This window comes from Mesorhizobium sp. P3_A9 (assembly GCF_056402975.1).
The window spans coordinates 55,508-76,659 of the sequence record NZ_JBFUGJ010000001.1; the positions used below are offsets into that span (position 1 = coordinate 55,508).

Here is a 21,152-nt window from a genome sequence, read left to right on the forward strand (position 1 = left end):
CGGCCCGCCACATTGCTTCTACCATGTGTATTTCACCGAGCCGTTGATCCTGCGGCCCTCGCCGTAGAAGCAGCCGAAGCCCGAGGAGAAACAGGAGCCGACATAGCGCTTGTCGAACAGATTGCTGACGTTGAGGCTCAGCCTGGCGTTCTGCCAGCTATAATGCACCGCCGCGTCGGCAAGCACGACGGCCGGAACCTTGAAGGAATTGGCGTCGTCGCCATAGGTCGAGCCGACATAGCGGACGCCGGCACCCAGGCCAAGACCTTCGAGCTTGCCGCTGCCGACGGTGTAATTCGCCCACAGCGAGGCCGAATGCTTCGGCACGCCGAAAGGCGTGTTGCCCTGGTTGCTGGTGCCGTCGTCGTTGATGCTGGTCGGGCTGGTGATCTTGGTATCGAGAAAGGTGTAGGCCGCCCTGATATCGAAGCCGGAATCAAGGCTCGCCACAGCTTCCAGCTCAATGCCGCGCGAGCGGATCTCGCCGGTCTGGAAGATGTCGTCGGGGCGACCGGTGCCGCCATAGCGGACGACATTCTGCCGCGTCAGGTCGAAGGCGGAAGCGGTGATGAAGGAATTCCAGCCGACCGGCTGGTATTTCAGGCCAACCTCGTATTGCCGGCCGGTCTCGGGCACGAACAGCGTGCCGTTGCTGTCGGCGCCGGCCACCGGCTGGAACGATTCGGAATAGCTGACATAGGGCGCAAGGCCGTTGTCGGCGAGATAGACAAGGCCCGCCCGGCTGGTGAAGGCGTTGTCTTTCTGCTCGGGAATGTAGCCGCCGGCTAGATTGTCGTAGACTTTGGCGTCAGCCCAGTCCTTACGGCCGCCCAGAGTCAGCCGCCAGTTGCCCAGTTTGATCTGGTCCTGCGCATAGAGGCCGACCTGCTGCTGGGTGGTGTCGGTATCGGTGTAGGGCGTCAGATCACCGATCTTGTAGCCGTAGACCGGATCGAAGATGTTGAACCCATCCTCGACCGTCGCTTCCGATGCATAGTCACGGTAGGTGTAGCGCTTGTAGTCGAGGCCGACGAGCAGCGTGTGGGCGAGCGGGCCGGTGTCGAAATCGGCCTGCGCCTGGTTGTCGATGGTCACGCCGCTGAGCTTGGTGCCACCGGCATCGGCATAGCGGGAATAGTCGCCGCTTGAAGGTTCCAGTCCGTTGGAGTCCGTCAGCCCGCCACCAAAGACGCCCTCCTCGGTGTGTGTGAGATAGACGTAGCGGGCATGCTGGCGCACCTGCCAGATCTCGTTGAAACGGTGATCGAACTCGTAGCCGATCGACGCTTGGTCGTTGTTGTAGGAGTCGAAGCCGGGCTCGCCGACGAACATGCTGTTCTGCAGGTACTTGCCGTCCTTGCCTGGTATGACCGTGCCGTAGGCCGGCAGATATTGCATCGCCCAACCCGAGCGGTCGCGCTGGTAGTTGGCGAGGATGGTCAGGCTGGTGTCGGCGTCGGGCTGCCAGGTGATCGCCGGCGCGATGAAGATACGGTCATCTCCAACGAAATCGGTCTGCGTGTCGCCCATATGGGCAGCGCCGGTCAGGCGAAACAGCAGCGACTTGTCGGCGTTGACCGCGCCGCTGAAATCGAACTTGCCTTCATAGTGGTTGAAGCTGCCGCCGCCGAATTCGACCTCACGCAGCGTCTCCTCGGTCGGGCGCTTGCTGACATAGTTGATGATGCCGCCGGGGCTTGCCTGGCCGTAGAGCACGGAGGCCGGACCGCGCAGCACCTCGTAGCGCTCGGCGCCGTAGGAATCGAGCGCGGTGAAGAGCGTGAAATTGCTCTCCTTGAGCTGCAGCCCATCCCTGTAGAAGACGCCATTGGCGTTCGAAATGCCGCGCAGTTGCAGGCCGAGGCCGCGATTGTCGGTGCCGTAGAGATCGCCGGTGGCGCCGGGCGTGTAGCGCAGGACACCGCCGAGATTGTCGATCGCCTGTGCCTCGATCTGATCCTTGGTGATGACCGAGATCGACTGCGGCGTCTCGATGAGTGGCGTGTCGGTCTTGGTGCCGGTGGAGCCCTTGCTGGCGACGTAGCCCTTGACCGGCCCAAAGGCGCTCTCGACACGGTCCTGGACGTTGATCGGATCAAGCGTGGTAACCTCGTCCTGGGCGAGCGCATGACCGCAGCCAAACAGGGCCGGCAGCGCTGTCGTTGCGATCTGCAGGCCTTTGCGCGCAAGTCCATTCCGCCAGCTTGGTTGCCGTCCAGTGATCATCCGCTGCACCCCCTGCTTTTGCGAATTTTGCCGCGATATCGACTGCCACGACGATTTGTTGATTGTTGCAGTCATCTTCAATGTTGACTAGTAATGTCATGTTTCATAGTCAACCGGGCATTGGACCGCGGAGGCCAGAAATTGGAAAAGCGGGCGGCCGACCTGGAGAAAACCATGACCGTGGCTGGAGCCGAGACTGCCTTTCATATCGACGCGGTGCGGTTTGCCGTCGGCGAGCGGACGCTGCTCGGTCCGGTCTCGCTCGAATTGCAGCGCTCGCGCGTCTACGGGCTGATCGGCCACAATGGGTCGGGCAAGTCGACGCTGATCAAGCTCCTGGCCCGCCAGCAGCCGGCAAGCTCCGGCGCCATCACTTTCGCCAGGCGGCCGTTGCCGCAATGGGGCGCCCGCGAACTCGCCCGTGCGCTCGCCTATCTGCCGCAGACGACGCCGGCCGCAACCGGCCTCACGGTGCGCGAACTGGCAACGCTCGGGCGCTACCCCTGGCATGGCGCGCTTGGCCGCTTCAGCGGGGAAGACAGACGGCATGTCGAGGAGGCGCTTGCGCTGACCGACATGGACGGTTTCGCCGACCGTCTGGTCGATGAATTGTCAGGCGGCGAGCGCCAGCGCGCCTGGCTTGCCATGCTGGTGGCGCAGAATGCCGGCGTCATGCTGCTCGACGAACCGATCTCGGCACTCGACATCGCCCATCAGGTCGAGGTGCTGGCGTTGGTCAAGGAGCTCAGCCGCAAACGCGACCTCTGCGTCGTCGTCGTGCTGCACGATCCCAACATGGCGGCGCGCTATTGCGATGATCTGATCGCGCTCAAGGACGGCAAGCTGCTGACCCGTGGCACACCCGGCGAAATCATGCGGGGCGACGTGCTCAAGGACATTTTCGGCGTGGAGATGGGCGTGTTCGCGCACCCGGTCACCGGCCAACCCGTCGGCTATGTGCAGTGACGAGATTTGATGCGGTGGCGGAATAGGAAGCGGCTGGCCGCTGTGAGAACAAGGAAGAAGCTGTTGTCTAGAACTCGTTTGTTGGCGGCGTTGGTCGCATCGGTAATCCTGGCAGGCGGCTACGCCATGGCCCAGGAGCAACCGGCCGGCGCTGCCCCTGCGGCGCCTGCTACTGCACCCGCACCGACGCCTGCCACGCCCGCCGCTGCAGCACCAGCCACGATGGCACCGGCGCAGCCAGCCGGGGCCGCACCATCGGCGCCGATGGAGTTGAACCTGCCGCACGATTTGTCGCCATGGGGCATGTTCATGGCCGCCGACATCATCGTGAAGGTGGTGATGATCGGACTGGCCTTCGCCTCGCTCGTCACCTGGACGATATGGCTCGCCAAATCGCTGGAGATTTTTGGCGGCAAGCTGCGCATCAGCCGTGCCGTGCGCGCGATTGGCGAGGCCGCGACGCTGAAGCAGGCCAGCCGTGCGCTTGACCGCAGCGGCGGTCCCGGTGCGCTACTGGTCAAGGCGGCGGAGGAAGAGACCGCGCTTTCGGCCGGTGCGCTCGACCATGTCGGCGGCGACGGACTGAAGGAAAGGGTCACCTCGCGGCTGTCGCGCATCGAGGCGGCGGCGTCGCGACGCATGTCACGCGGCACCGGCGTGCTGGCGACGATCGGTTCCACCGCACCTTTCGTCGGCCTGTTCGGCACGGTCTGGGGCATCATGAATGCCTTCATAGGCATTTCACAGGCGCAAACCACCAATCTGGCCGTGGTAGCACCCGGCATCGCCGAAGCGCTGCTGGCCACCGCCATGGGCCTCGTCGCGGCAATTCCGGCGGTGGTGATCTACAACGTCTTCGCCCGCTCGATAGCCGGCTACCGGCAGATCCTCGCCGATGCCTCGGCGGGCGTCGAGAGGCTGGTCAGCCGCGACCTGGATTTCCGCACGGTCGCGCCGGCGACGGCGCTGGCGGCGGAGTAGCGACGCCATGGGAAGCAGAATTCGACAGACCATGGACGACGATCTCGAGGAGAGCCACGAGATCAACGTCACGCCCTTCATCGACGTCATTCTGGTGCTGCTGATCATCTTCATGGTCGCCGCACCGCTGGCGACGGTGGACGTCAATGTCGACCTGCCGGGCTCGACGGCAACACCGGCGCCCAGGCCCGAAACGCCGCTTTTCCTGACCTTGAAAGATGATCTCACGCTGGCGATCGGCAACGACACCGTGCCGCGCCCGGCCTTTGCCGCCACGCTCAACGCCAAGACCAAGGGCGACAAGCAGACGCGCATCTTCCTGCGCGCCGACAAGGCGGTCGCCTATGGCGACCTGATGGAGGCGATGAACCTGCTGCGTGGCGCCGGCTATCTGAAGATCGCGCTGGTCGGCCTGGAGACGGCGCCCACGGCCGACGCCCCGGCACCCGCCCCAGCGGGAGCGGCCGCGCCATGACGCGGTCCGCCGCCTTGCCCACGGTACGGCTGTCGCGCTTCGGTTGGCGCGATCTTGGCCTGTGGACAGGTGCGGCGGTGCTGATGCTTGGCGCCCATGTCGCGGTCGCCTATGGGGTGCAGAGCTTCAGTCCGATCAAGACGGATGGCGGGCCGCCGCCGGCCGCGGTGGTCGAAATGGCGCCGATGGTTGTGACACCGGCGGTACCGGAACAGGCCGCGATGCTGGATGCGGCGATGCCCGACCAGACCGAACCCGTCGCGGAGACCGAAAAGGCCATTGAGGCCGAGTCCGAGAAGGTGACCGAACAAGCAGAACCGACCGTCGAGCCACCGGACACGGTGCCGCCCGACCAGGCCGAGCCGACAGAGACAACCGAGGCCGAACCGGTCGATCAGCCCCCGGATGAGGTCATTCCCGACGTCGTCGAGGCCGCGACGCCAGAGGTGGTCGTTCCGCTGCCGCAGCCAAAGCCGGTCGACGAGCCCAAGGAAAAGAAACCGGTCCGGGCCAAGGCGAAGAAGCCGGTCGAAAAGCCCAAGCCGAAGCCAAAGAAGGAAAAGGCCGAGCCGGCAAAGACGGTTGCCACCGCAAGCGCGGAGACAAAGCCGGCGGCCAAGGCGGCCGCGCCGAAATCGGCGAGCGGGGCTTCAGGCGTCAGCCCGGCCAAGTGGGAATCCCGGCTGACGGCATGGATCAATCGGCACAAGCGCTATCCCAGCGCCGCGAAATCCAGGCGCGCGCAGGGCAATGTGAACGTGACCTTCACAGTGGATGCATCCGGCCGGGTGATGTCGGCCCGCGTGGCCCGTTCTTCAGGCGATGCCGACCTCGACCGCGCTGCGCTCGCCGTGCTGCAGGGCGCAACGGTGCCGGCACCGCCGCCGGAACTCGGTTCGCGCGTCAGCCGCACGGCGCCGTTCGTGTTCAATTTGCGGGATTAGAGCCGTTCAGCTCATCGACTGGCACAACGCTTCAACCTGCTCCAGATAGAAGCGGCATTTCGTACGCAGCGTCCTGAGATTCGGATCGTCGGCGCCATTGATCTCGATGGTCTGCATCATGAAATCGAAATGGGCGTGAAAGGCGTCCGCCGCGCCCCACAGGCTGTCGGCCTGCCAGGTGTCGGCCATCGCCAGGGAAATCAGTTGCCGGGACTCAAGGCGCGCGGCATCCGGTGAGCCCGGCCGGCTGGCGATCAAGATTTGGAGCCGGCCGAAGACGCTGTCCCTGGCGTCGGCGCTCCTGATGGGTGCGATCATGTTCATTGGCGGGTCCCCCTCGAATCTCTATGCTCAATGTGAATTTTGCGGGCTGCGGGCGATCAAGGTGGGGATCGCGGCGGTGTCGGATGGCCGGCCCTTGATGATGTTGGCAAGCTCTGCGTCGGCCTGCTCGAACCAGTAGACCATGTCGGCGCGGCCAAGATCGGCGGCGGCCTTTTTCAAGAGCGGCAGCAGGCTTTGCAGCGCACAGACTGTCTCCCACCGGTTCGGCCGCGAGCCGGCCGGCGCACACAGGGCTGATGGTTGCATTCGCTACGCTCTCCTTGGCTGAGCGTGGCTTTCCTTTGCATTCGGCTTGGGATGCATCGGGTTGCCGCTGAGCTGCGCATGCCTTGCCGGCCGCGCGCCGCGCAGGACATCGAAGGCTTCGGCATAGGCCATGCCCAAGAGATAGGAGATCATGGGAAAACGGCTTGCTTCGGCCATCTGCACCAGCTCATTGCTCATCGATGCGATATATTGAAGGCTATCGATCTCTGACTGACGAAGGGTCTGATTTGGCACGGTCTGCTCCTGTCATCGGGTGGTACTCAGGGAACGCGTACTGGTAGCACTGGACATAGTAAGACGGCTAATTAATCGACTGACCCGCCGAATGCGGGCTTGGTTCCGGGGTCGCGAGTGTCAACGCATAGATGGGCGCGTCGGTAAGGCGGTCGAGGCCGAGAAGACGCTTGATCGCCGAATGGTTGAGAGCTGCCGTGGGGCAGGCCGACAGACCATGCCTGGTCGCCGCCAGCATCATGTTCTGGCCGATATGGCCCGCCTCGATCAGCACCACGCGATAGGCGTTGGCGTCCTCGTATTTCCACATGGTGCGATCGAGCCTGGCGCAAAGCAGGATCAGGCAAGGCATGGCATCCGCCCATTCCTGCCCGCCGACCAGTTCGGCGATCTTGGGCAGATGGTTGGCCGAGATCCTGCCAAGGTCGTGATCGGCGGCGGAGTAATGATAGACGCCGGGCTCCAGCCCCTCGACGCCAAGCGCAACCACATAGGCCTCGTAGGGGTTGCGGGCGCCGCCCGAAGGGGTCATGCCCAGCGGCAGGGCGCCGACGCAATTGCTGGTCTCGCCGGTAATGCCCATACCCGCGAACAGGCAATCGGAGAGTTGCTGCGCGGTGATGGTGGGCGCGGCCGCGGTGCGGTTGGTGCGGCGCCGCGCCATCATGGTCAGAAGCTCGTTGTCGTCGAGTGCGTTCGGCAGCGCAATGGCGCCGGTGGCATTCTTGAGCACGAGGTCGGGCTGCGCGACGTGACCGGCGCGGTCGATCTGGCGTGCCTCGGCCTGGTCAATGGTCATGAACTCTGCGTCCTGCACGCAGAAATGCATCAGCGCGGTCGGGATGCCCCACCTCCACTGTCCGGAAAATTTGGTTTCCTGTTCGGCCAGTGGCGAGCCGGCGGTGACCAGAGCGGAAAAATCAATCAATTGCGGGACGACAGCATTCAGGTCGGACTTCGACCATCCGTGGGCGCGCGCGATCTCCGCCGTGGAGGCCCACTCGTCCCAGGATGCAAGAAGACCGATCACCTCGGCGCTGCATTCGAAGACGCTTCTGGTCAGGAAATTGCAGGCCGTGACCTTGTTGGTCCCGGGATAGAAGACAAGTGTTTTTGAAGAGCGCATTTTCATGATGCTGAATGCCGTTTTGTGAAAGTGAGACGCCGACAGGCGAAGAGCCCGTCGGCGCCGAACGACTTCAGCGCTTGTTGTAGTGCATGCCCTGCGAGAAGAAGACGGTCTGCGTGCCCGCGGCGACCGTCAGCTTCGGGGCATTGTTCACTTTCTTGGCCATTTTTGTCCCTTTCCCGACCCCCCAATGGGATCTGTTGAAAGATCCCCACACCGGGATCCGCGAGAAGAAAGGTAAGGTCGAAAGAGTTAATGGTTTGTTAAAATTGTAGTAAAGCCAGTGTGATCTAAAATATCTTTCTTGTCGATAAAGTCTAAAAAAACGATTTTGCTCAGATATGGAGTAGGCAATCGCTAGCATACGCTTTTTCGGTATATTCTTATTCTTATTTAGCGTAACCGAGCGACGCCCAAAGGTGCCCCCGGCTTTGGGAGGACGACATGCATGGAAACAAAGACCTGAAGGGGGGTCGCACCAGTGGCGACGCGACGCGGTTCAGCCCAGGCCGTCCCGGACGAGGCTGGCGACGAGTTGATCGATGCCCGGGTCGTCAAGCCTGACGACATGGGCCATGCGGATCGCATGCCGTGGCCGGATACCGGACATATCCTGCCGCATGATGACCGATACGAATGCCGGCCCAGCCTCGGTCAGCAGCATGGCCTTACCCGTCAGCACCGGTTCGGAGATGGGAGCCCATTGCACGGAGATCAGGGACGGTTCGCCGGTCTGGCGACGGTTGACGCCGCTGAAATAAATCCAGTTCAGGCGCGAGATCGCCACGCCATAGTGGTTGCCGCGCGCCCGAGCCCATGTCGAGCCACGGCGTTCCGACCATCCGGTAACCCGGCGGAATGTGACCAGTTCGGCCTCTCGACGCACGAAGGTCACCGACCGCATCAACAGGTCGGGACGGGTCGGGATCGAAAAGTAGGTGAAATAGGTGCCGCCCGCGATCGATGGGGCGGGTGGGCGGATCATCTGGTTGAACAGGCTTTCGGAAATCGGCGGCAGGCCGAGAGCCATAGGCTCGGGAGTACCAGAGTCCTGGTACAGTTCGGCCTCGCCGATGCGGAAGTAGTCACAGATCAGCTTGGCAGTGGCCTTGTTCGGGACGGTCTGTCCCTGCAGGTACCGCTCGAACTGCGTGCGGTTGATACCCAACTCACGGCATACCGCGCTAACGGAGGCATGGTCCTTGCAGAGCCGTCTAAGATTTGCAGCGAGGTTCTCGCGAATGGACACGTATTTGCTTTCGCAGGCGACTTCTTCATTCCGACTCGGAATCCATATAGCGCCTTCGGTCGCCCCCGCCGAAACGCCTTGTCACAACACACAGAAAAAACTGATTTGAGAACGCCACTCTAATGGGACGGCTTGCAAAAAAAATAGCGCCGATCCAGCGGGCGGCCATCGCCATAAGTCCAATTGACAATTGCCTTGCGCCGGAGACCGCGAGATCGCCTATGGCTTTTTTTGGGGACATTGGCGCTGAGCGCCGGGTCGCTATGCGTGGAACGGCGCCTGCGCGCTGGCAGTGCGGCGGAAAAGCGGAAAACCGATTGTTCCGATGGTGGAGCTGAGGAGGATCGAACTCCTGACCTCGTCATTGCGAACGACGCGCTCTCCCAGCTGAGCTACAGCCCCGTCCAACGGATGGCGCATTTATCGGGCGCGGCGGATTTCTGTCAAGGCGGCGTTTTGCCGAAATCCTTGTTGTCTGGTGCGTCGGCTGCCGGCCCTTGCCGGTTTGGTGCGCAATGGCTACATGTCGGCAACAATTGGAGACCGGCATGCTCGCCCTCATTCAAACCATCGTCATGGCGCTCGACCTCTATTGGTGGGTCATCATCGCCTCGGCGATCTTTTCCTGGCTCTACGCCTTCAACGTCGTCAACTCGCGCAACCAGTTCGTCGGCAGCATCGGCAACATGCTCTATCGGCTGACCGAGCCGGCGCTGCGGCCGATCCGCCGCTTCATTCCGGACCTTGGCGGCGTCGACATTTCGCCAATCATCCTGCTCTTGATCTTGTTCTTCCTCAGGCAGTTCATTCTCACCACGATAGCGCCGCTGCTGCTGGGCGCTTGACGACTGCATGAGCGCGCCGTTCCGCATCCGCGAGAACGGCATCGATCTGTTTGTCCGGCTGACACCAAAATCTTCCGTCGACAGGTTTGAGGGCGTCGAGACATCGGCGGACGGGCGAAGCCATTTGAAGGCGCGGGTCCGCGCCGTGCCGGAAAACGGCGCCGCCAATCAGGCACTGGAGAAGCTGGTCGCCAAGGCGCTGGGCGTGCCGGCATCGGCTGTTTCGATTGTTGCCGGCGGCACGGCACGGCTCAAGACACTGCGCATAGCGGGTGATCCGGAGGCGCTGGCGAAGGCTGTTGAGACGCTCGACTTATAGAGCCCAGTTCGGCCAGGTCGCGCCCCCTCATCCGGCCGCTACGCGGCCACCTTCTCCCCGAGGGGAGAAGAGGCTGGCGCCGGCGCTGACCGGCTCCTCTCACCTCGGGGAGAGGTCGGATTGTCCCGAATTGCCCTTTGCAATTCGGTTGGCAATCCGGGTGAGGGGGGCTTTGCCCCGCGTGATCACCCCGGTTCGCCTTCAATCGCCCAGCGGCAGCCTTGGATCGTCGACCTTCAGCGTGTTCACGCTCTGCTTGATGCGGCGCAAATTCTCCAGCACCTTCGGACCGCGTGTCTCGGCAACCGATGTCACGATCATGTCGACGATCGCCAGCAGCGCATAGCGCGACGATGTCGGCTTGTAGATGTTGCCGTCCTCGAGCGGCTGCAGATGGATGACGGTGTCGGCGACCTTGGCAAGTGCGGAGTCGGGCGCGGTGATGGCGACCGTGGTGGCGCCATATTGCTGGGCGACCTGCACCGCCTCGATGACCGATCGCGCATAGCCGGACACCGAAAAAGCGACCAGCGTGGTTTCTGATGTGGCAACGGCGGCGTACATGCGCTGCAACTGGCCGTCGATCTGGGCCAGCACCGGCAGGCCGAGCCGGAACAGCCGGTTCTGCATTTCGGTCGCCATCATCGACGAGATGCCGCCGGAGCCGATGCACAGCACATTGCCCGACGTCGCGAGCCGCTCAGCGACAGCGACCAGCGTCGTCATGTCGAGGTTCTCGCTGGCGCGCTGGATGGCCGAGATCGCCGCTTCGGTGATGGCGGTGGCGATACGCTGCTCGCGCGCATCGCGGCTCAGCGGCTCGGGCGACAGATACTGGCCGCCGATGGCGATGGCTTGCGCCAGATAGAATTTGAAATCGCGCAGGCCCTCGCAACCGAGATTGCGGCAGAAGCGGGTCACCGTCGGCTCACTGACGCCGACGCGCGCGGCAATCTCCGAAATCGCCGCCTTGGAGGCGAAGTCGAGATCGGAGAGCACAAGGCTCGCCAGCCGGCGATCCGACTTGGTGCCGTCCTGCGACATCAGCTGCAGCCGCGTGATGATGTCGGCCGGCGTCTTCATGCCCGTGTTTTCGTCCTCATGTTTGTCGCTTCGTCTTCATGCGATTGCCTTCGCAGGGGTAGGCGTTATAGCGGCAGGCCCGTCGCCTTGTCGAACAGATGGATGTTGCCGGGATCGACCGACACCGGAAGCAGGTCGCCCGGCCGGACCGGCACCCTGTCGCGGAACACGGCGCGCACCGTATCACTGCCGATGGCGCCATAGACGTGTGTTTCCGAGCCCGTCGGCTCGACGACATCCACTTTGAGCGCCATGGCGTCGGCGGCCTCACCAATGATGAAGTGCTCAGGCCGAATACCGGCCTCCACGGCGCTGTCCGCCGGTACCGCCTTGCCGGCAAGCGCGAGCCGGCCGCCGCCGGCCGACTCGAACCAGGTTTTGTCAGACGTCGACTTGAGGGCCCCGGACACAAAACTCATCGACGGCGAGCCGAGGAAGCCGGCGACGAACTTGTTGGCCGGTTTGTCGTAGAGCTCGAGCGGTGCTCCGACCTGCTGGATCCGGCCGCGGTCCATCACGACGATGCGGTCGGCCATGGTCATGGCCTCGATCTGGTCGTGGGTGACATAGACGATCGTCGATTTCAGCCGCTGGTGCAGCGCCTTGATCTCGGTGCGCATCTGCACGCGCAATTGCGCGTCGAGGTTGGACAGCGGCTCGTCGAACAGGAACACCGAGGGCTCGCGCACGATGGCGCGGCCCATGGCGACACGCTGGCGCTGGCCGCCCGATAGCTGGCGCGGATAGCGGTCGAGATAGGAATAGAGGTTGAGGACGCCGGAGGCCTTCTTGACCTTCTGGTCGATCGCCGCGCGGTTCTCGCCACGGATTTTTGGGCCGAAGCCGATATTGTCGGATGCCTTCAAATGCGGGAACAGCGCATAGGACTGGAACACCATGGCGATGTTGCGCTGCTGCGGCGGCAAATCGTTGGCGCGCGTGCCGCCGATCAGCAGATCGCCCGAACTGATCGTCTCCAGGCCGGCCAGCATACGCAGCAGGGTCGACTTGCCGCAGCCGGACGGGCCGACCAGCACCACGAACTCACCGCTCTTGATGTCGAGGCTGATGTTTTCCAGGATCTTGTGCTGCCCGAACGATTTCGACAGGTCGCGAAACTCGACGTCGGTCATGATCACGCTCCCAATATGTCGTCGATGAACGGCAGGCAGCCGGCGGTCAGCCCCGCATCCACGGGCATCACCACGCCTGTTATGCCCGATGCGCGGTCCGAGGCAAGGAAGGCCACGGCTTCCGCCACTTCCGCGGCATTGACGATGCGGCCGAGCGGATAGAGCCGCTTGAGCTTGCCGAGGATTTCCGGGTCCTTGGCCAGGCGATGGTCCCAGGCGGCGGTGCGGATCGATCCGGGGCAGACAACATTGGCGCGCACACCGCTGCGGCCGAGCTCGACGGCGATCGACTTGGCATAGGCGTTGATGCCGGCCTTGGCCGCGGCATAGGCAGGGTTGCCGAAATGGGCGATGGCGTTGACGGAGGAGATGAAGACGACGCTGCCTGAGCCGCGCGCCGCCATCGCCTTCGCAATTGGGTCGGTGAACATCATCACCCCGGTCAAATTGAGGTCGAGCTCGTGCTTGATCTTGTCGGCGTTGAGCGCGGAAATCGTCTCGGCGCGCGTCCAGCCGGCATTGTTGATCAGGATGTCAGGCACGCCGTCCTTCTCGATCACAGAAGCGATCCCCGCCTCTATCGAAGCCCGGTCGAGAAGGTTGAAGACATGGCGCAAGGCAAGGTGCGGGCTTGCCAGCGCCTCCTGCGACTGGTCGCAGCCGACCACCCGTGCGCCTCTGCCGGCCAGCAGTGCGACGATCGCCGAGCCAAGGCCGCCGCCGGCGCCGGTGACAACGACAGTGCGGCCCTCGAATTCGGCTTTCGAAACCACGGCGCTCGCTCCTCCGGCAGGTCAGGCAGATGTCGGCAGGCTAATGAATGGAATGTAATTAAGCAACATGATAATCTGCTTGCATGCCGTAAATTCCTCGATAATGTAGGAAAGTCACATAAATCTTGCGCCAGCCATCGGCACAAGGAGCGCTAATGCGCGGAACAATGGGAGAGTTAAGATGAGCCTTGCCAAATGGACTGTCGGCCTGATGGCCGGAATGAGCATGCTGGCCTTCGCCGCGCAGGCGAATGCGGGTGAAGTGCGCGTCACCGTCGCCGAATACAGCGCCAAGACCGGCCCGTATTTCGAAGCGGTGAAGAAGGAATTCGAAGCCAAGAACCCCGGCATCACCGTCAAGTTCGAAGTCGTGCCGTGGGATGTGCTGTTGCAGAAGCTGACCACCGACATCACCGCCGGCACCAATGCGGATCTCTCGATCATCGGCACGCGCTGGCTGATCGACTTCGTCCAGCAGGATGTTGCCGAGCCGCTCGACGGCTATATCACGCCTGAATTCAAGGGCCGCTTCATCGACACCTTCCTGTCGCCCTCGATCATGAGCGGCAAGACCTACGGTCTGCCGATCGCCGCCTCGGCGCGCGCCATGTACTACAACAAGGAGCTGTTCGAGAAGGCCGGCATCGCCAAGCCGCCGGCAACCTGGACCGAGCTGCAGGATGATGCGCGCAAGATCAAGGCGCTGGGATCCGGCACCTTCGGTTTCGGCCTGCAGGGCAAGGAGATCGAGACCGACGTCTATTACTACTATGCGATGTGGTCGCAGGGCACCGAGATCCTCAACAAGGACGGTACGTCGGGCCTTGGCACGCCGGGTGCGCTCGAGGCCGCCAAGCTCTACAAATCGATGATCGACGAGGGGCTGACCGAACCCGGCGTCACCTCCAACAACCGCGAGGACGTGCAGAACCTGTTCAAGCAGGGCAAGGTCGGCATGATGATCACCGCGCCCTTCCTGTCCAACCAGATCAAGGATGAGGCGCCGACCCTGAAATACGGCGTCGCCGCCATTCCGGCCGGCCCGACCGGCGCGCGCGGCACCTATGGCGTCACCGATTCCATGATCATGTTCAAGAACTCCAAGAACAAGGATGAGGCCTGGAAACTGATGGACTTCCTGTTCACCACCGAGCAGCGCGCCAAGTTCACGCAAGGCGAAGGCTTCCTGCCGGTGAACAAGGAAGAGGCCAAGATGGATTACTACGTCAACAACGCCGATCTGGCCGCCTTCACCGCACTGCTGCCCGACGCCCGCTTCGCGCCGGTCATTCCGGGCTGGGAAGAAGTTGCCCAGATCACCTCGGACGCGATGCAGAAGATCTATCTCGGCGGCGACCCCGAGGCAGGCCTGAAGGAAGCGGCGGCCAAGGCCAACGCGGTCCTCAAGAAATAGGGCGTATCTCCCTGCGCCCGTGGCGCGCCCCAGACTCAGGCGGGGCGCGCCACTCCCTTGGTTTCCCGCCCGGTGCGGTGGATCCGAAATTCGCATAGAAACTTCTGATCCACGCGCCGAGGCGCAGGCCAGCCGATGCAAAATCGCTTCTTGCCCTATCTCCTGACCTTGCCGAGCCTGTTCCTGGCGGCGGTCGTCATCTTCTGGCCGGTCTGGGACCTGATCCAGATCTCGACGCATGACGTCAACCGCTTCGGCCAGTTGCGCGAGTTCAGCGGCCTTGCCAATTTCGCGGCACTTGCCGCCGATCCCGACTTCGTCGCCGCACTCTGGCGCACCGGCCTATGGACCGTGCTGGTGGTCGGCGGCGCGCTGCTGCTGTCGGTGCCGGTGGCAATGATCCTCAACACCGACTTTTACGGGCGCGGCATCGCTCGTGTCATCATCATGCTGCCCTGGGCGGTGTCGCTGACCATGACGGCGGTGGTCTGGCGCTGGGCGCTGAGCGGCGAAAGCGGCATGCTGAATTCGGCGCTGCTTGGCCTCGGCATCATCGACCACAACATCCAGTGGCTGGCGCAGGCCAGTACCGCGTTCCCGATGCAGGTGCTGATTGGCATATTGGTGACGGTGCCGTTCACCACGACGATCTTCCTCGGCGGCCTGTCGTCGATACCGGACGATCTCTATGAGGCGGCGGCGCTTGAGGGCGCCACGCCGCTGCAGCAGTTCCGCGAGATCACCTTTCCGCTCTTAAAGCCGTTCATCAACATCGCCATCGTGCTCAACACCATCTACGTCTTCAACTCGTTCCCGATCATCTGGGTGATGACGCAGGGCGGGCCGGCCAACTCGACCGACATCCTGGTCACCCACCTCTACAAGCTCGCCTTCCGCATCGGCAAACTGGGCGAGGCGTCTGCGGTGTCGCTGGTGATGTTCGCCATATTGCTGGTCTTCACCATGATCTATGTTCGCCTCGCCATGCGGGAGCAGCGCGCATGACAAGCAAACTCAAGCGCACGGTCATCGCCTGGCTGCTGCTGGCGCCTTTGATCGTGGTGACGATCTTTCCCTTTGCGGTGATGTTCCTGACTGCGGTCAAGCCGCGGCAGGAGGTGCTGTCGCCGACCTGGTGGCCGAGCGAGTTCCGCTGGTCGAATTTTGCCGACATGTGGGTCGCGACCGGCTTCGGCCAGGCGCTGGCCAATTCGCTTTACGTCTCGATTATCGCTACGGTCGGCGCCATCCTCATCTCTGTGCCGGCGGCCTACGCCATGTCGCGCTTTCGCTTTGCCGGCTATGGTGCCTTCCGCCAGTTCCTGCTTATCTCGCAGATGATCTCGCCGATCGTGCTGGTGCTCGGCCTGTTCCGGCTGATGGCGGCCTGGGGGCTGGTGGAAAGCACTACGGCGCTAGGCTTCATCTACATGGCCTTCAACGTCGCGTTCACCGTGTGGATGCTGCAGAGCTATTTCGACACCATCCCGCGCGATCTCGAGGAGGCCGCATGGATGGAGGGCGCCGGCCGCTGGCTGACGCTGCGAAAGGTGTTCCTGCCACTCTGCCTGCCGGCGATCGCGGTGACGGCAATCTTCACCTTCATCAACGCTTGGAACGAATTCGTCGTCGCGCTCACCATGCTGCGCAGCCAGGAGAGCTACACGCTGCCGATCCAGGTGTTCTCGCTGGTCGCGGGCCGCTACACGATCGAGTGGCATCACGTCATGGCGGCGACACTGCTGGCGACCTTGCCGGTGGCGATCCTGTTCATCTGGTTGCAGCGCTATCTGGTCCGCGGGCTGGCGCTCGGAGCCGTCAAATAGCCGTTACATCTTTGGAGCTTTCATGCGCATTTTCACCGCCTCGCTGGCGACGGAAACCAACACCTTCTCGCCGGTGCCGACCGACCGGGCCTCGTTCGAGATGGCCTTCTACGCCGGGCCGAGCAAGCATCCTGAGACGCCCACGCTGTGTTCCTCGCCGATCGTCGCCTTGCGCCGGCGCGCGGCAAAGGAAGGACTGACCGTGATCGAGGGCACCGCCACCTGGGCGGAGCCCGGTGGCCTGGTGCAGCGGCAGACCTATGAGGCGCTGCGCGACGAGATTCTCGAGCAGCTCAAGGCGGCACTGCCGGTCGATGCGGTTATCCTGGGCCTGCATGGCGCCATGGTGGCGCAAGGCTATGACGATTGCGAAGGCGATCTGCTGGAACGTGTGCGCGCAATCGTCGGTACTAAAGTGGTGATCGCCTCCGAGTTCGATCCGCACAGCCATTTGACGCCGAAGCGCGTGGCGGCGTCCGATATCATGGCCTACTTCCTCGAATTCCCGCACACCGACTTCTACGAGCGCGGCGAACATGTCGTCGAGCTTGGGCTGGCTGCCGCGCGCGGTGAGATCAAGCCTGTCATTTCGACCTTCGACTGCCGCATGATCCAGGTGCTGCCGACCAGCCGCGAGCCGATGCGCTCCTTCGTCGACCGCATCAAGGCGCTGCACGGCAAGGACGGCGTACTGTCGGTCTCGGTCATCCACGGCTTCATGGCGGCCGATGTGCCGGAAATGGGTACGCGCATCCTGGTCGTCACCGACAATGATGAGGCCAAGGGCGACGCGCTGGCGGAGCGGCTGGGACGCGAACTCTATGCCTTGCGCGAAAAGACGGCGATGACAATGCTGAGCACCGAGGCCGGTATCGATCGTGCCTTGGCCGTACGCGCCGAAAATCCGAGCAAGCCGGTGGTGGTCGCCGACATCTGGGATAATCCCGGCGGCGGCGTTGCGGGCGACGGTACGGTCGTGTTGCGCGCCATGCTGGAACGTGGCCTGAACAATGTCGGCATGGCGACGATCTGGGATCCGATCGCCGTGACCTTCTGTCAGGCGGCGGGCGAGGGCGCCGTCATCGATCTGCGCTTCGGCGGCAAGGCCGGGCCGTTGGCGGGCGAGCCGATCGACGCGCGCGTCAAGGTGTTGAAGGCCGTTCCGGAGGGCTGGCAGAGTTTCGGCCCGAGCCGGGTGACGCTCGGACCGACCGCGCTGGTCCGCATCGAAGGCACCGAGGTCGATATCATCCTCAACACCAACCGCACGCAGACCTTCGAACCGGATATCTTTTCCAATATCGGCGTCGATCCGATGAGCAAGGATATCCTGCTGATCAAGTCGACCAACCATTTTTATGCCGGTTTCGAGCCTATCGCCGCCGAGATCATCTATGTCACCGCGCCGAGTTCGTATCCGAGCAATCCGGCGGTAACCGATTATAAGAAGCTGACGCGGCCGGTGTGGCCACGGGTGCCGGATCCTTGGAAGCTGCCAATCTCCCCCCTTGTGGGGGAGATGCCCGGCAGGGCAGAGGGGGGCGCGAAGGATCGCGACCTCTCTTAGTTTGGATGAGCAAGGATATTCGACGGACCGGAGGGATTGTCATCGACTGACAGGCCAGCGGGACAGCGCCCCCCTCTGGCCTGCCGGCCATCTCCCCCACGAGGGGGGAGATCGGCTAATCACACCAATCCCCGCTTCACCATCATCGCTTCCGGCGACGGCATCTTGCCGCGAAACGCCGTGTAGAGCTCTTCGGGGTCCTTCGAGCCGCCGGCGGCGTAGATGTTCTTCCTCAACCGTTCGGCCAGCGCCGGGTTGAAGGGATCGCCGGTCTCCTCGAAGGCAGCGAAAGCGTCGGCGTCGAGCACTTCCGACCACATGTAGGAATAGTAGCCGGCCGAATAGCCGTCGCCCGAAAAGACATGGCCGAAATGCGGGGTGCGGTGGCGCATGGCGATGGTGTCGGGCATATCGAGTTTTGCCAGCGTTTCGGCTTCGAAACGAAGCGGTTCAGCCGGAGCGTCGGGCCGAGCGTGATAGGCCATGTCCATCAAGGCGGAGGAGGTGAATTCGACCGTGGCGAAGCCGGCGCCGAAGGTGCGCGTAGCCAGCATCTTGTCGAGCAGCGCCTTCGGCATCGGCTTGCCGGTCTTGACGTGCAGCGCATGCTTTTCCAGCACCGCCGGCACCGTCAGCCAGTGCTCGTAGAGCTGCGAGGGCAGTTCGACGAAATCGCGGCTGACCGAAGTACCCGCAACCGACGGCCAGGTGACGTCGGTCAGCATGCCGTGCAGCGCGTGGCCGAATTCATGGAACAGCGTTTTCGCCTCGTCGACCGACAGCAGTGCCGGCTCGCCTGCCGGCGGCTTGGCGAAGTTCATGATGTTGTAGATCACCGGCTTCGAGCCGCCACCCAGTCTGTAGCCGGACTTCAGCGCGCTCATCCAGGCGCCGGAACGCTTGGAGGGCCGCGCGAAATAATCGGCGAGGAACAGGCCGCGCTCGCTGCCGTCGGCATTTTTCACCACGAAGACACGCGCGTCGGGGTGCCAGGCGGCAATACCCCTCTTCTCCTCGAAGGTGATGCCGAACAGTCTGGTTGCCACGTCGAAGCAGGCGTCGATGACGCGGTCGAGCTGCAGATAGGGCTTCAGCTCGGCCTCATCGAAGGCGAATTTTTCCGCGCGCAGCTTCTCCTGGTAGAAGCGCCAGTCCCAGGCGGCGAACTTTTCGTTGCTGCCGGCTTCCGCCGCCAGCCGTTCCAACTCCTTCTGGTCGGCGGCGGCCTTTTCAAGCGCCTTTTCCCAGACCGGGTCGAGCAGGTCGTGCACCGCCTTCGGCGTCTTGGCCATGGTGTCGTCGAGCTTCAGCGCAGCGAAGGAGGCGTAGCCGAGCAGTTTGGCCTTTTCGGCGCGCAGCTTCAGCATGTCGCGCACAACTGACGTGTTATCGGTGGCGCCGCCATTCTGGCCGCGCATGGTGAAGGCTTTGAAGGCGATCTCGCGCAGGTCGCGGCGTTCCGAGAAGGTCGAGAACGGCTCATAGATCGATCGCGACAAGGTGACGGCGTAGCGGCCCTTCTGGTCGCGCATTTCGGCCGCTTCCGCCATCGAGCTCTTGACGAAGTCGGGCAGGCCGACAAGGTCCGCTTCGTCGAGGAACAGCGCCCAGTCGCGTTCGTCGGCCAGCACGTTCTGGCCGAAAGTCGTGCCGAGTGAGGACAGCTCTTCGCTGATCTTCGCCAGCCGCTTCTTGCCGTCGGCATCGAGCTTGGCGCCGGAACGGACGAAACCCTTCCAGGTCTTCTCCAGCACCCGCAGTGTCTCCGCGTCGAGGCCCAGGCTCTGGCGGCGCTGGTAGAGGTCGTCGATGCGGGCAAACAGTCTCTCGTTCATCGAGATCGCCGAGAAATGCCTGGACATTTTTGGCGAAATATCGCGCTCCAGCGCCTGGATAGTGTCGTTGGTGTAAGCGCCGGCGCGGCACCAGAAGATCGACGAGACGTGATCGAGCGCCTCGCCACCGAGTTCCAGCGCTTCAAGCGTGTTCTCGATGGTCGCTGCATCCTTGTTGCCGGCGATCGCCTCGATCTCGGCCTCATGCGCCTTCAGCGCCGCATCGAAGACCGGGGAGAAATCGTCGTCGCCGATATGAGCAAAGTCGGGCAGGCCGAGCGGCCCTTGCCACGTGGTCAGCGGATGGGCGGCGAGATCGATGGCTTGTTTGGAAGTCATGAGCTGTCTTTCGAATATGACGGCGAGGGGAAGGGTGGTCACCACCGATGTAGGGCGCTGGTTTGCCGCGCGCAACAGCGCCGGTGGTCAGGCTTTCGTCAGTAGCCCTCGCAGTTTTCGGCGATTGCCGCCTGCGAGCTGGCGGTGATGCGGTTGTCGGTCACCGCGAAGGTTTCCTGCATCAGCATGTCATTGTTGGGGAAGTCGTAGCAGGCGATCACCGTGGTTACGCCGCCCTCGCTCTTCTCGATGCGGTGGCGGATCGCAGCACCGGCAACAGCACCTTTCCATTCGTCGAGCGAGGCGATGAATTCCTGCTTGCTTTGAACGACGCCGAGGTCATCGAGTTTGATGCGGACATCGTCGGCAAGCAGATCTGCGAGTTCGGTGCGGTCGGCGACGAGCAGCGCCGAATACCAGCGGCTGATGATGGCGCCGTCATCGGCGCGGGCGGCAATGATCGCTATCAGCAGCGCGGCCGCCGTGAAAACGACCGAGCGGACGTTCATCACCTGGCGCGCCTTGCCGTTCATTCCAGCACCGGCCGCTCGAAATCGCCGGTTTCCTTGTTCATCACCCAGAGCTCGCCGGTCGAGATGTCGAACCAGGCCCCATGCAGCGACAGCCGTCCCTTGCCCTCGAGGATCGAGACGCAAGGAAAGGTCCTGAGATTGGCGATGGAATAGCGGATCGAGATGCGTTCCAATGCCGTCTGGCGCTCCGTTGCCGTCATGAAGGTGCTGGAGGAGACGGTTTCGGCAGCCGGGGCGATCAGGCTCATCCACTTGCCGATGAAGTCGCCGGGAGACAGCGGCGCCGAATTGGGGTCGAGCGCGGCGCGGATGCCGCCACAGCGGCCGTGACCCATGACGACGATGTTCTTGACCTTGAGGCTCTGCACCGCGAATTCGAGCGCGGCCGAGGTCGAATGGAACTCGCCATCCGGCTCGTAGGGCGGCACCAGATTGCCGACATTGCGCAGCACGAAGAGCTCGCCTGGCCCGGCGTCGAAGATCGCTTCGGGGGCCGATCGGGAGTCACAACAGGCGACGATCATGGTTTCCGGGGCCTGGCCCTCCCGGGCGAGCTCGCGATAGCGGCCGCTCTCGGTGAGGTAGCGGCCATTCATGAAATTGCGGTAGCCGGCGAGGAGGTGGTCGGGAAGATGAGGCATGGGCGGCTTTCCAGGTTGGAGGCGGCAG

22 protein-coding genes and 1 tRNA gene are annotated in these 21,152 nt (G+C 63.2%); 10 read left to right on the forward strand and 13 right to left on the reverse strand.

Annotated elements, in window-relative coordinates:
* Positions 1-18: 18 nt before the first annotated feature.
* Entirely contained in the window at positions 19-2,226 is a 2,208-nt protein-coding gene (locus tag AC1DX0_RS00265; RefSeq protein WP_477221563.1) for a TonB-dependent siderophore receptor, read from the reverse strand.
* Between the two features lie 174 nt (positions 2,227-2,400).
* Between AC1DX0_RS00265 and AC1DX0_RS00270 the strand changes: the two genes are divergently transcribed.
* The 4 genes from AC1DX0_RS00270 (at position 2,401) to AC1DX0_RS00285 (ending at position 5,592) form a co-directional block, all read left to right on the forward strand.
* Entirely contained in the window at positions 2,401-3,192 is a 792-nt protein-coding gene (locus tag AC1DX0_RS00270) for an ATP-binding cassette domain-containing protein (RefSeq protein ID WP_477221564.1), read from the forward strand.
* Between the two features lie 63 nt (positions 3,193-3,255).
* Positions 3,256-4,173 carry a tonB-system energizer ExbB gene (exbB, locus tag AC1DX0_RS00275; RefSeq protein ID WP_477221565.1) on the forward strand — a complete coding sequence of 306 codons (918 nt, stop codon included), beginning with the start codon at positions 3,256-3,258 and terminating at the stop codon, positions 4,171-4,173.
* A 7-nt stretch (positions 4,174-4,180) separates the two neighbouring features.
* Entirely contained in the window at positions 4,181-4,648 is a 468-nt protein-coding gene (gene exbD / locus AC1DX0_RS00280) for a TonB system transport protein ExbD (protein ID WP_477221566.1), read from the forward strand.
* Positions 4,645-5,592, forward strand: coding sequence for an energy transducer TonB family protein (locus AC1DX0_RS00285; protein WP_477221567.1), 948 nt, complete (start codon positions 4,645-4,647; stop codon positions 5,590-5,592). The genes exbD and AC1DX0_RS00285 overlap by 4 nt, the downstream gene beginning before the upstream one ends.
* A 6-nt stretch (positions 5,593-5,598) precedes the next feature.
* Here the strand turns inward: AC1DX0_RS00285 and AC1DX0_RS00290 are convergent, their stop codons facing one another.
* The 6 genes from AC1DX0_RS00290 to AC1DX0_RS00315 all read right to left on the reverse strand — a co-directional run bounded on the left by AC1DX0_RS00290 (position 5,599) and on the right by AC1DX0_RS00315 (position 9,218).
* Positions 5,599-5,916, reverse strand: coding sequence for a hypothetical protein (locus AC1DX0_RS00290; RefSeq protein WP_477221568.1), 318 nt, complete (start codon positions 5,914-5,916; stop codon positions 5,599-5,601).
* Between the two features lie 27 nt (positions 5,917-5,943).
* Positions 5,944-6,183 (reverse strand): hypothetical protein, encoded by a 240-nt coding sequence (locus AC1DX0_RS00295; protein ID WP_477221569.1) that lies wholly within the window; start codon positions 6,181-6,183, stop codon positions 5,944-5,946.
* Between the two features lie 3 nt (positions 6,184-6,186).
* Positions 6,187-6,438 carry a hypothetical protein gene (locus AC1DX0_RS00300; protein WP_475455982.1) on the reverse strand — a complete coding sequence of 84 codons (252 nt, stop codon included), beginning with the start codon at positions 6,436-6,438 and terminating at the stop codon, positions 6,187-6,189.
* Positions 6,439-6,505: 67 nt separating this feature from the next.
* Positions 6,506-7,564 carry a SagB/ThcOx family dehydrogenase gene (locus tag AC1DX0_RS00305; protein WP_477221570.1) on the reverse strand — a complete coding sequence of 353 codons (1,059 nt, stop codon included), beginning with the start codon at positions 7,562-7,564 and terminating at the stop codon, positions 6,506-6,508.
* Between the two features lie 502 nt (positions 7,565-8,066).
* Positions 8,067-8,816: a helix-turn-helix domain-containing protein gene (locus AC1DX0_RS00310; RefSeq protein WP_477221571.1), complete on the reverse strand. Its 750-nt coding sequence runs from the start codon at positions 8,814-8,816 to the stop codon at positions 8,067-8,069.
* Positions 8,817-9,142: 326 nt separating this feature from the next.
* Positions 9,143-9,218: transfer RNA gene (locus AC1DX0_RS00315), tRNA-Ala, on the reverse strand.
* A gap of 146 nt (positions 9,219-9,364) precedes the next feature.
* Here AC1DX0_RS00315 and AC1DX0_RS00320 point away from each other — a divergent pair.
* Both AC1DX0_RS00320 and AC1DX0_RS00325 read left to right on the forward strand, forming a co-directional pair.
* Positions 9,365-9,661, forward strand: a complete 297-nt coding sequence (locus AC1DX0_RS00320) for a YggT family protein (RefSeq protein ID WP_477221572.1) — start codon at positions 9,365-9,367, stop codon at positions 9,659-9,661.
* Positions 9,662-9,668: 7 nt separating this feature from the next.
* Positions 9,669-9,980, forward strand: a complete 312-nt coding sequence (locus AC1DX0_RS00325) for a DUF167 domain-containing protein (RefSeq protein WP_477221573.1) — start codon at positions 9,669-9,671, stop codon at positions 9,978-9,980.
* Positions 9,981-10,181: 201 nt separating this feature from the next.
* On the opposite strand, the gene AC1DX0_RS00330 is transcribed toward AC1DX0_RS00325, so the two are convergent.
* The 3 genes from AC1DX0_RS00330 to AC1DX0_RS00340 form a co-directional block, all read right to left on the reverse strand.
* A complete protein-coding gene (locus AC1DX0_RS00330; protein WP_477221574.1) occupies positions 10,182-11,063 on the reverse strand; it encodes a MurR/RpiR family transcriptional regulator in 882 nt (293 codons plus the stop codon).
* A gap of 65 nt (positions 11,064-11,128) precedes the next feature.
* On the reverse strand, positions 11,129-12,196 hold the full coding sequence (locus tag AC1DX0_RS00335) for an ABC transporter ATP-binding protein (protein ID WP_477221575.1): 1,068 nt from the start codon (positions 12,194-12,196) through the stop codon (positions 11,129-11,131).
* 2 nt (positions 12,197-12,198) lie between these two features.
* The gene (locus AC1DX0_RS00340) at positions 12,199-12,969 is read right to left on the reverse strand and encodes an SDR family oxidoreductase (RefSeq protein WP_477221576.1); all 771 of its coding nucleotides are present in this window, start codon (positions 12,967-12,969) and stop codon (positions 12,199-12,201) included.
* 181 nt (positions 12,970-13,150) lie between these two features.
* On the opposite strand from AC1DX0_RS00340, the gene AC1DX0_RS00345 reads away from it, so the two are divergent.
* The 4 genes from AC1DX0_RS00345 (at position 13,151) to AC1DX0_RS00360 (ending at position 17,776) form a co-directional block, all read left to right on the forward strand.
* Positions 13,151-14,383, forward strand: a complete 1,233-nt coding sequence (locus AC1DX0_RS00345) for an ABC transporter substrate-binding protein (RefSeq protein WP_477221577.1) — start codon at positions 13,151-13,153, stop codon at positions 14,381-14,383.
* A 135-nt stretch (positions 14,384-14,518) separates the two neighbouring features.
* Entirely contained in the window at positions 14,519-15,388 is an 870-nt protein-coding gene (locus AC1DX0_RS00350) for a carbohydrate ABC transporter permease (RefSeq protein ID WP_475456000.1), read from the forward strand.
* Positions 15,385-16,209, forward strand: a complete 825-nt coding sequence (locus AC1DX0_RS00355) for a carbohydrate ABC transporter permease (protein ID WP_172222440.1) — start codon at positions 15,385-15,387, stop codon at positions 16,207-16,209. Before AC1DX0_RS00350 ends, AC1DX0_RS00355 begins: the two co-directional genes overlap by 4 nt.
* Before the next feature lie 22 nt (positions 16,210-16,231).
* Positions 16,232-17,776 (forward strand): M81 family metallopeptidase, encoded by a 1,545-nt coding sequence (locus AC1DX0_RS00360; RefSeq protein ID WP_477221578.1) that lies wholly within the window; start codon positions 16,232-16,234, stop codon positions 17,774-17,776.
* Between the two features lie 119 nt (positions 17,777-17,895).
* Here AC1DX0_RS00360 and AC1DX0_RS00365 read toward each other — a convergent pair whose 3' ends face one another.
* The 3 genes from AC1DX0_RS00365 to AC1DX0_RS00375 all read right to left on the reverse strand — a co-directional run bounded on the left by AC1DX0_RS00365 (position 17,896) and on the right by AC1DX0_RS00375 (position 21,124).
* Positions 17,896-19,950 (reverse strand): M3 family metallopeptidase, encoded by a 2,055-nt coding sequence (locus AC1DX0_RS00365; RefSeq protein ID WP_477221579.1) that lies wholly within the window; start codon positions 19,948-19,950, stop codon positions 17,896-17,898.
* A 98-nt stretch (positions 19,951-20,048) separates the two neighbouring features.
* Positions 20,049-20,483 carry a nuclear transport factor 2 family protein gene (locus tag AC1DX0_RS00370; RefSeq protein ID WP_477221580.1) on the reverse strand — a complete coding sequence of 145 codons (435 nt, stop codon included), beginning with the start codon at positions 20,481-20,483 and terminating at the stop codon, positions 20,049-20,051.
* Complete coding sequence (locus AC1DX0_RS00375) at positions 20,480-21,124, reverse strand: carbonic anhydrase (protein WP_027060457.1); 645 nt, start codon at positions 21,122-21,124, stop codon at positions 20,480-20,482. Before AC1DX0_RS00375 ends, AC1DX0_RS00370 begins: the two co-directional genes overlap by 4 nt.
* Positions 21,125-21,152: the final 28 nt, after the last annotated feature.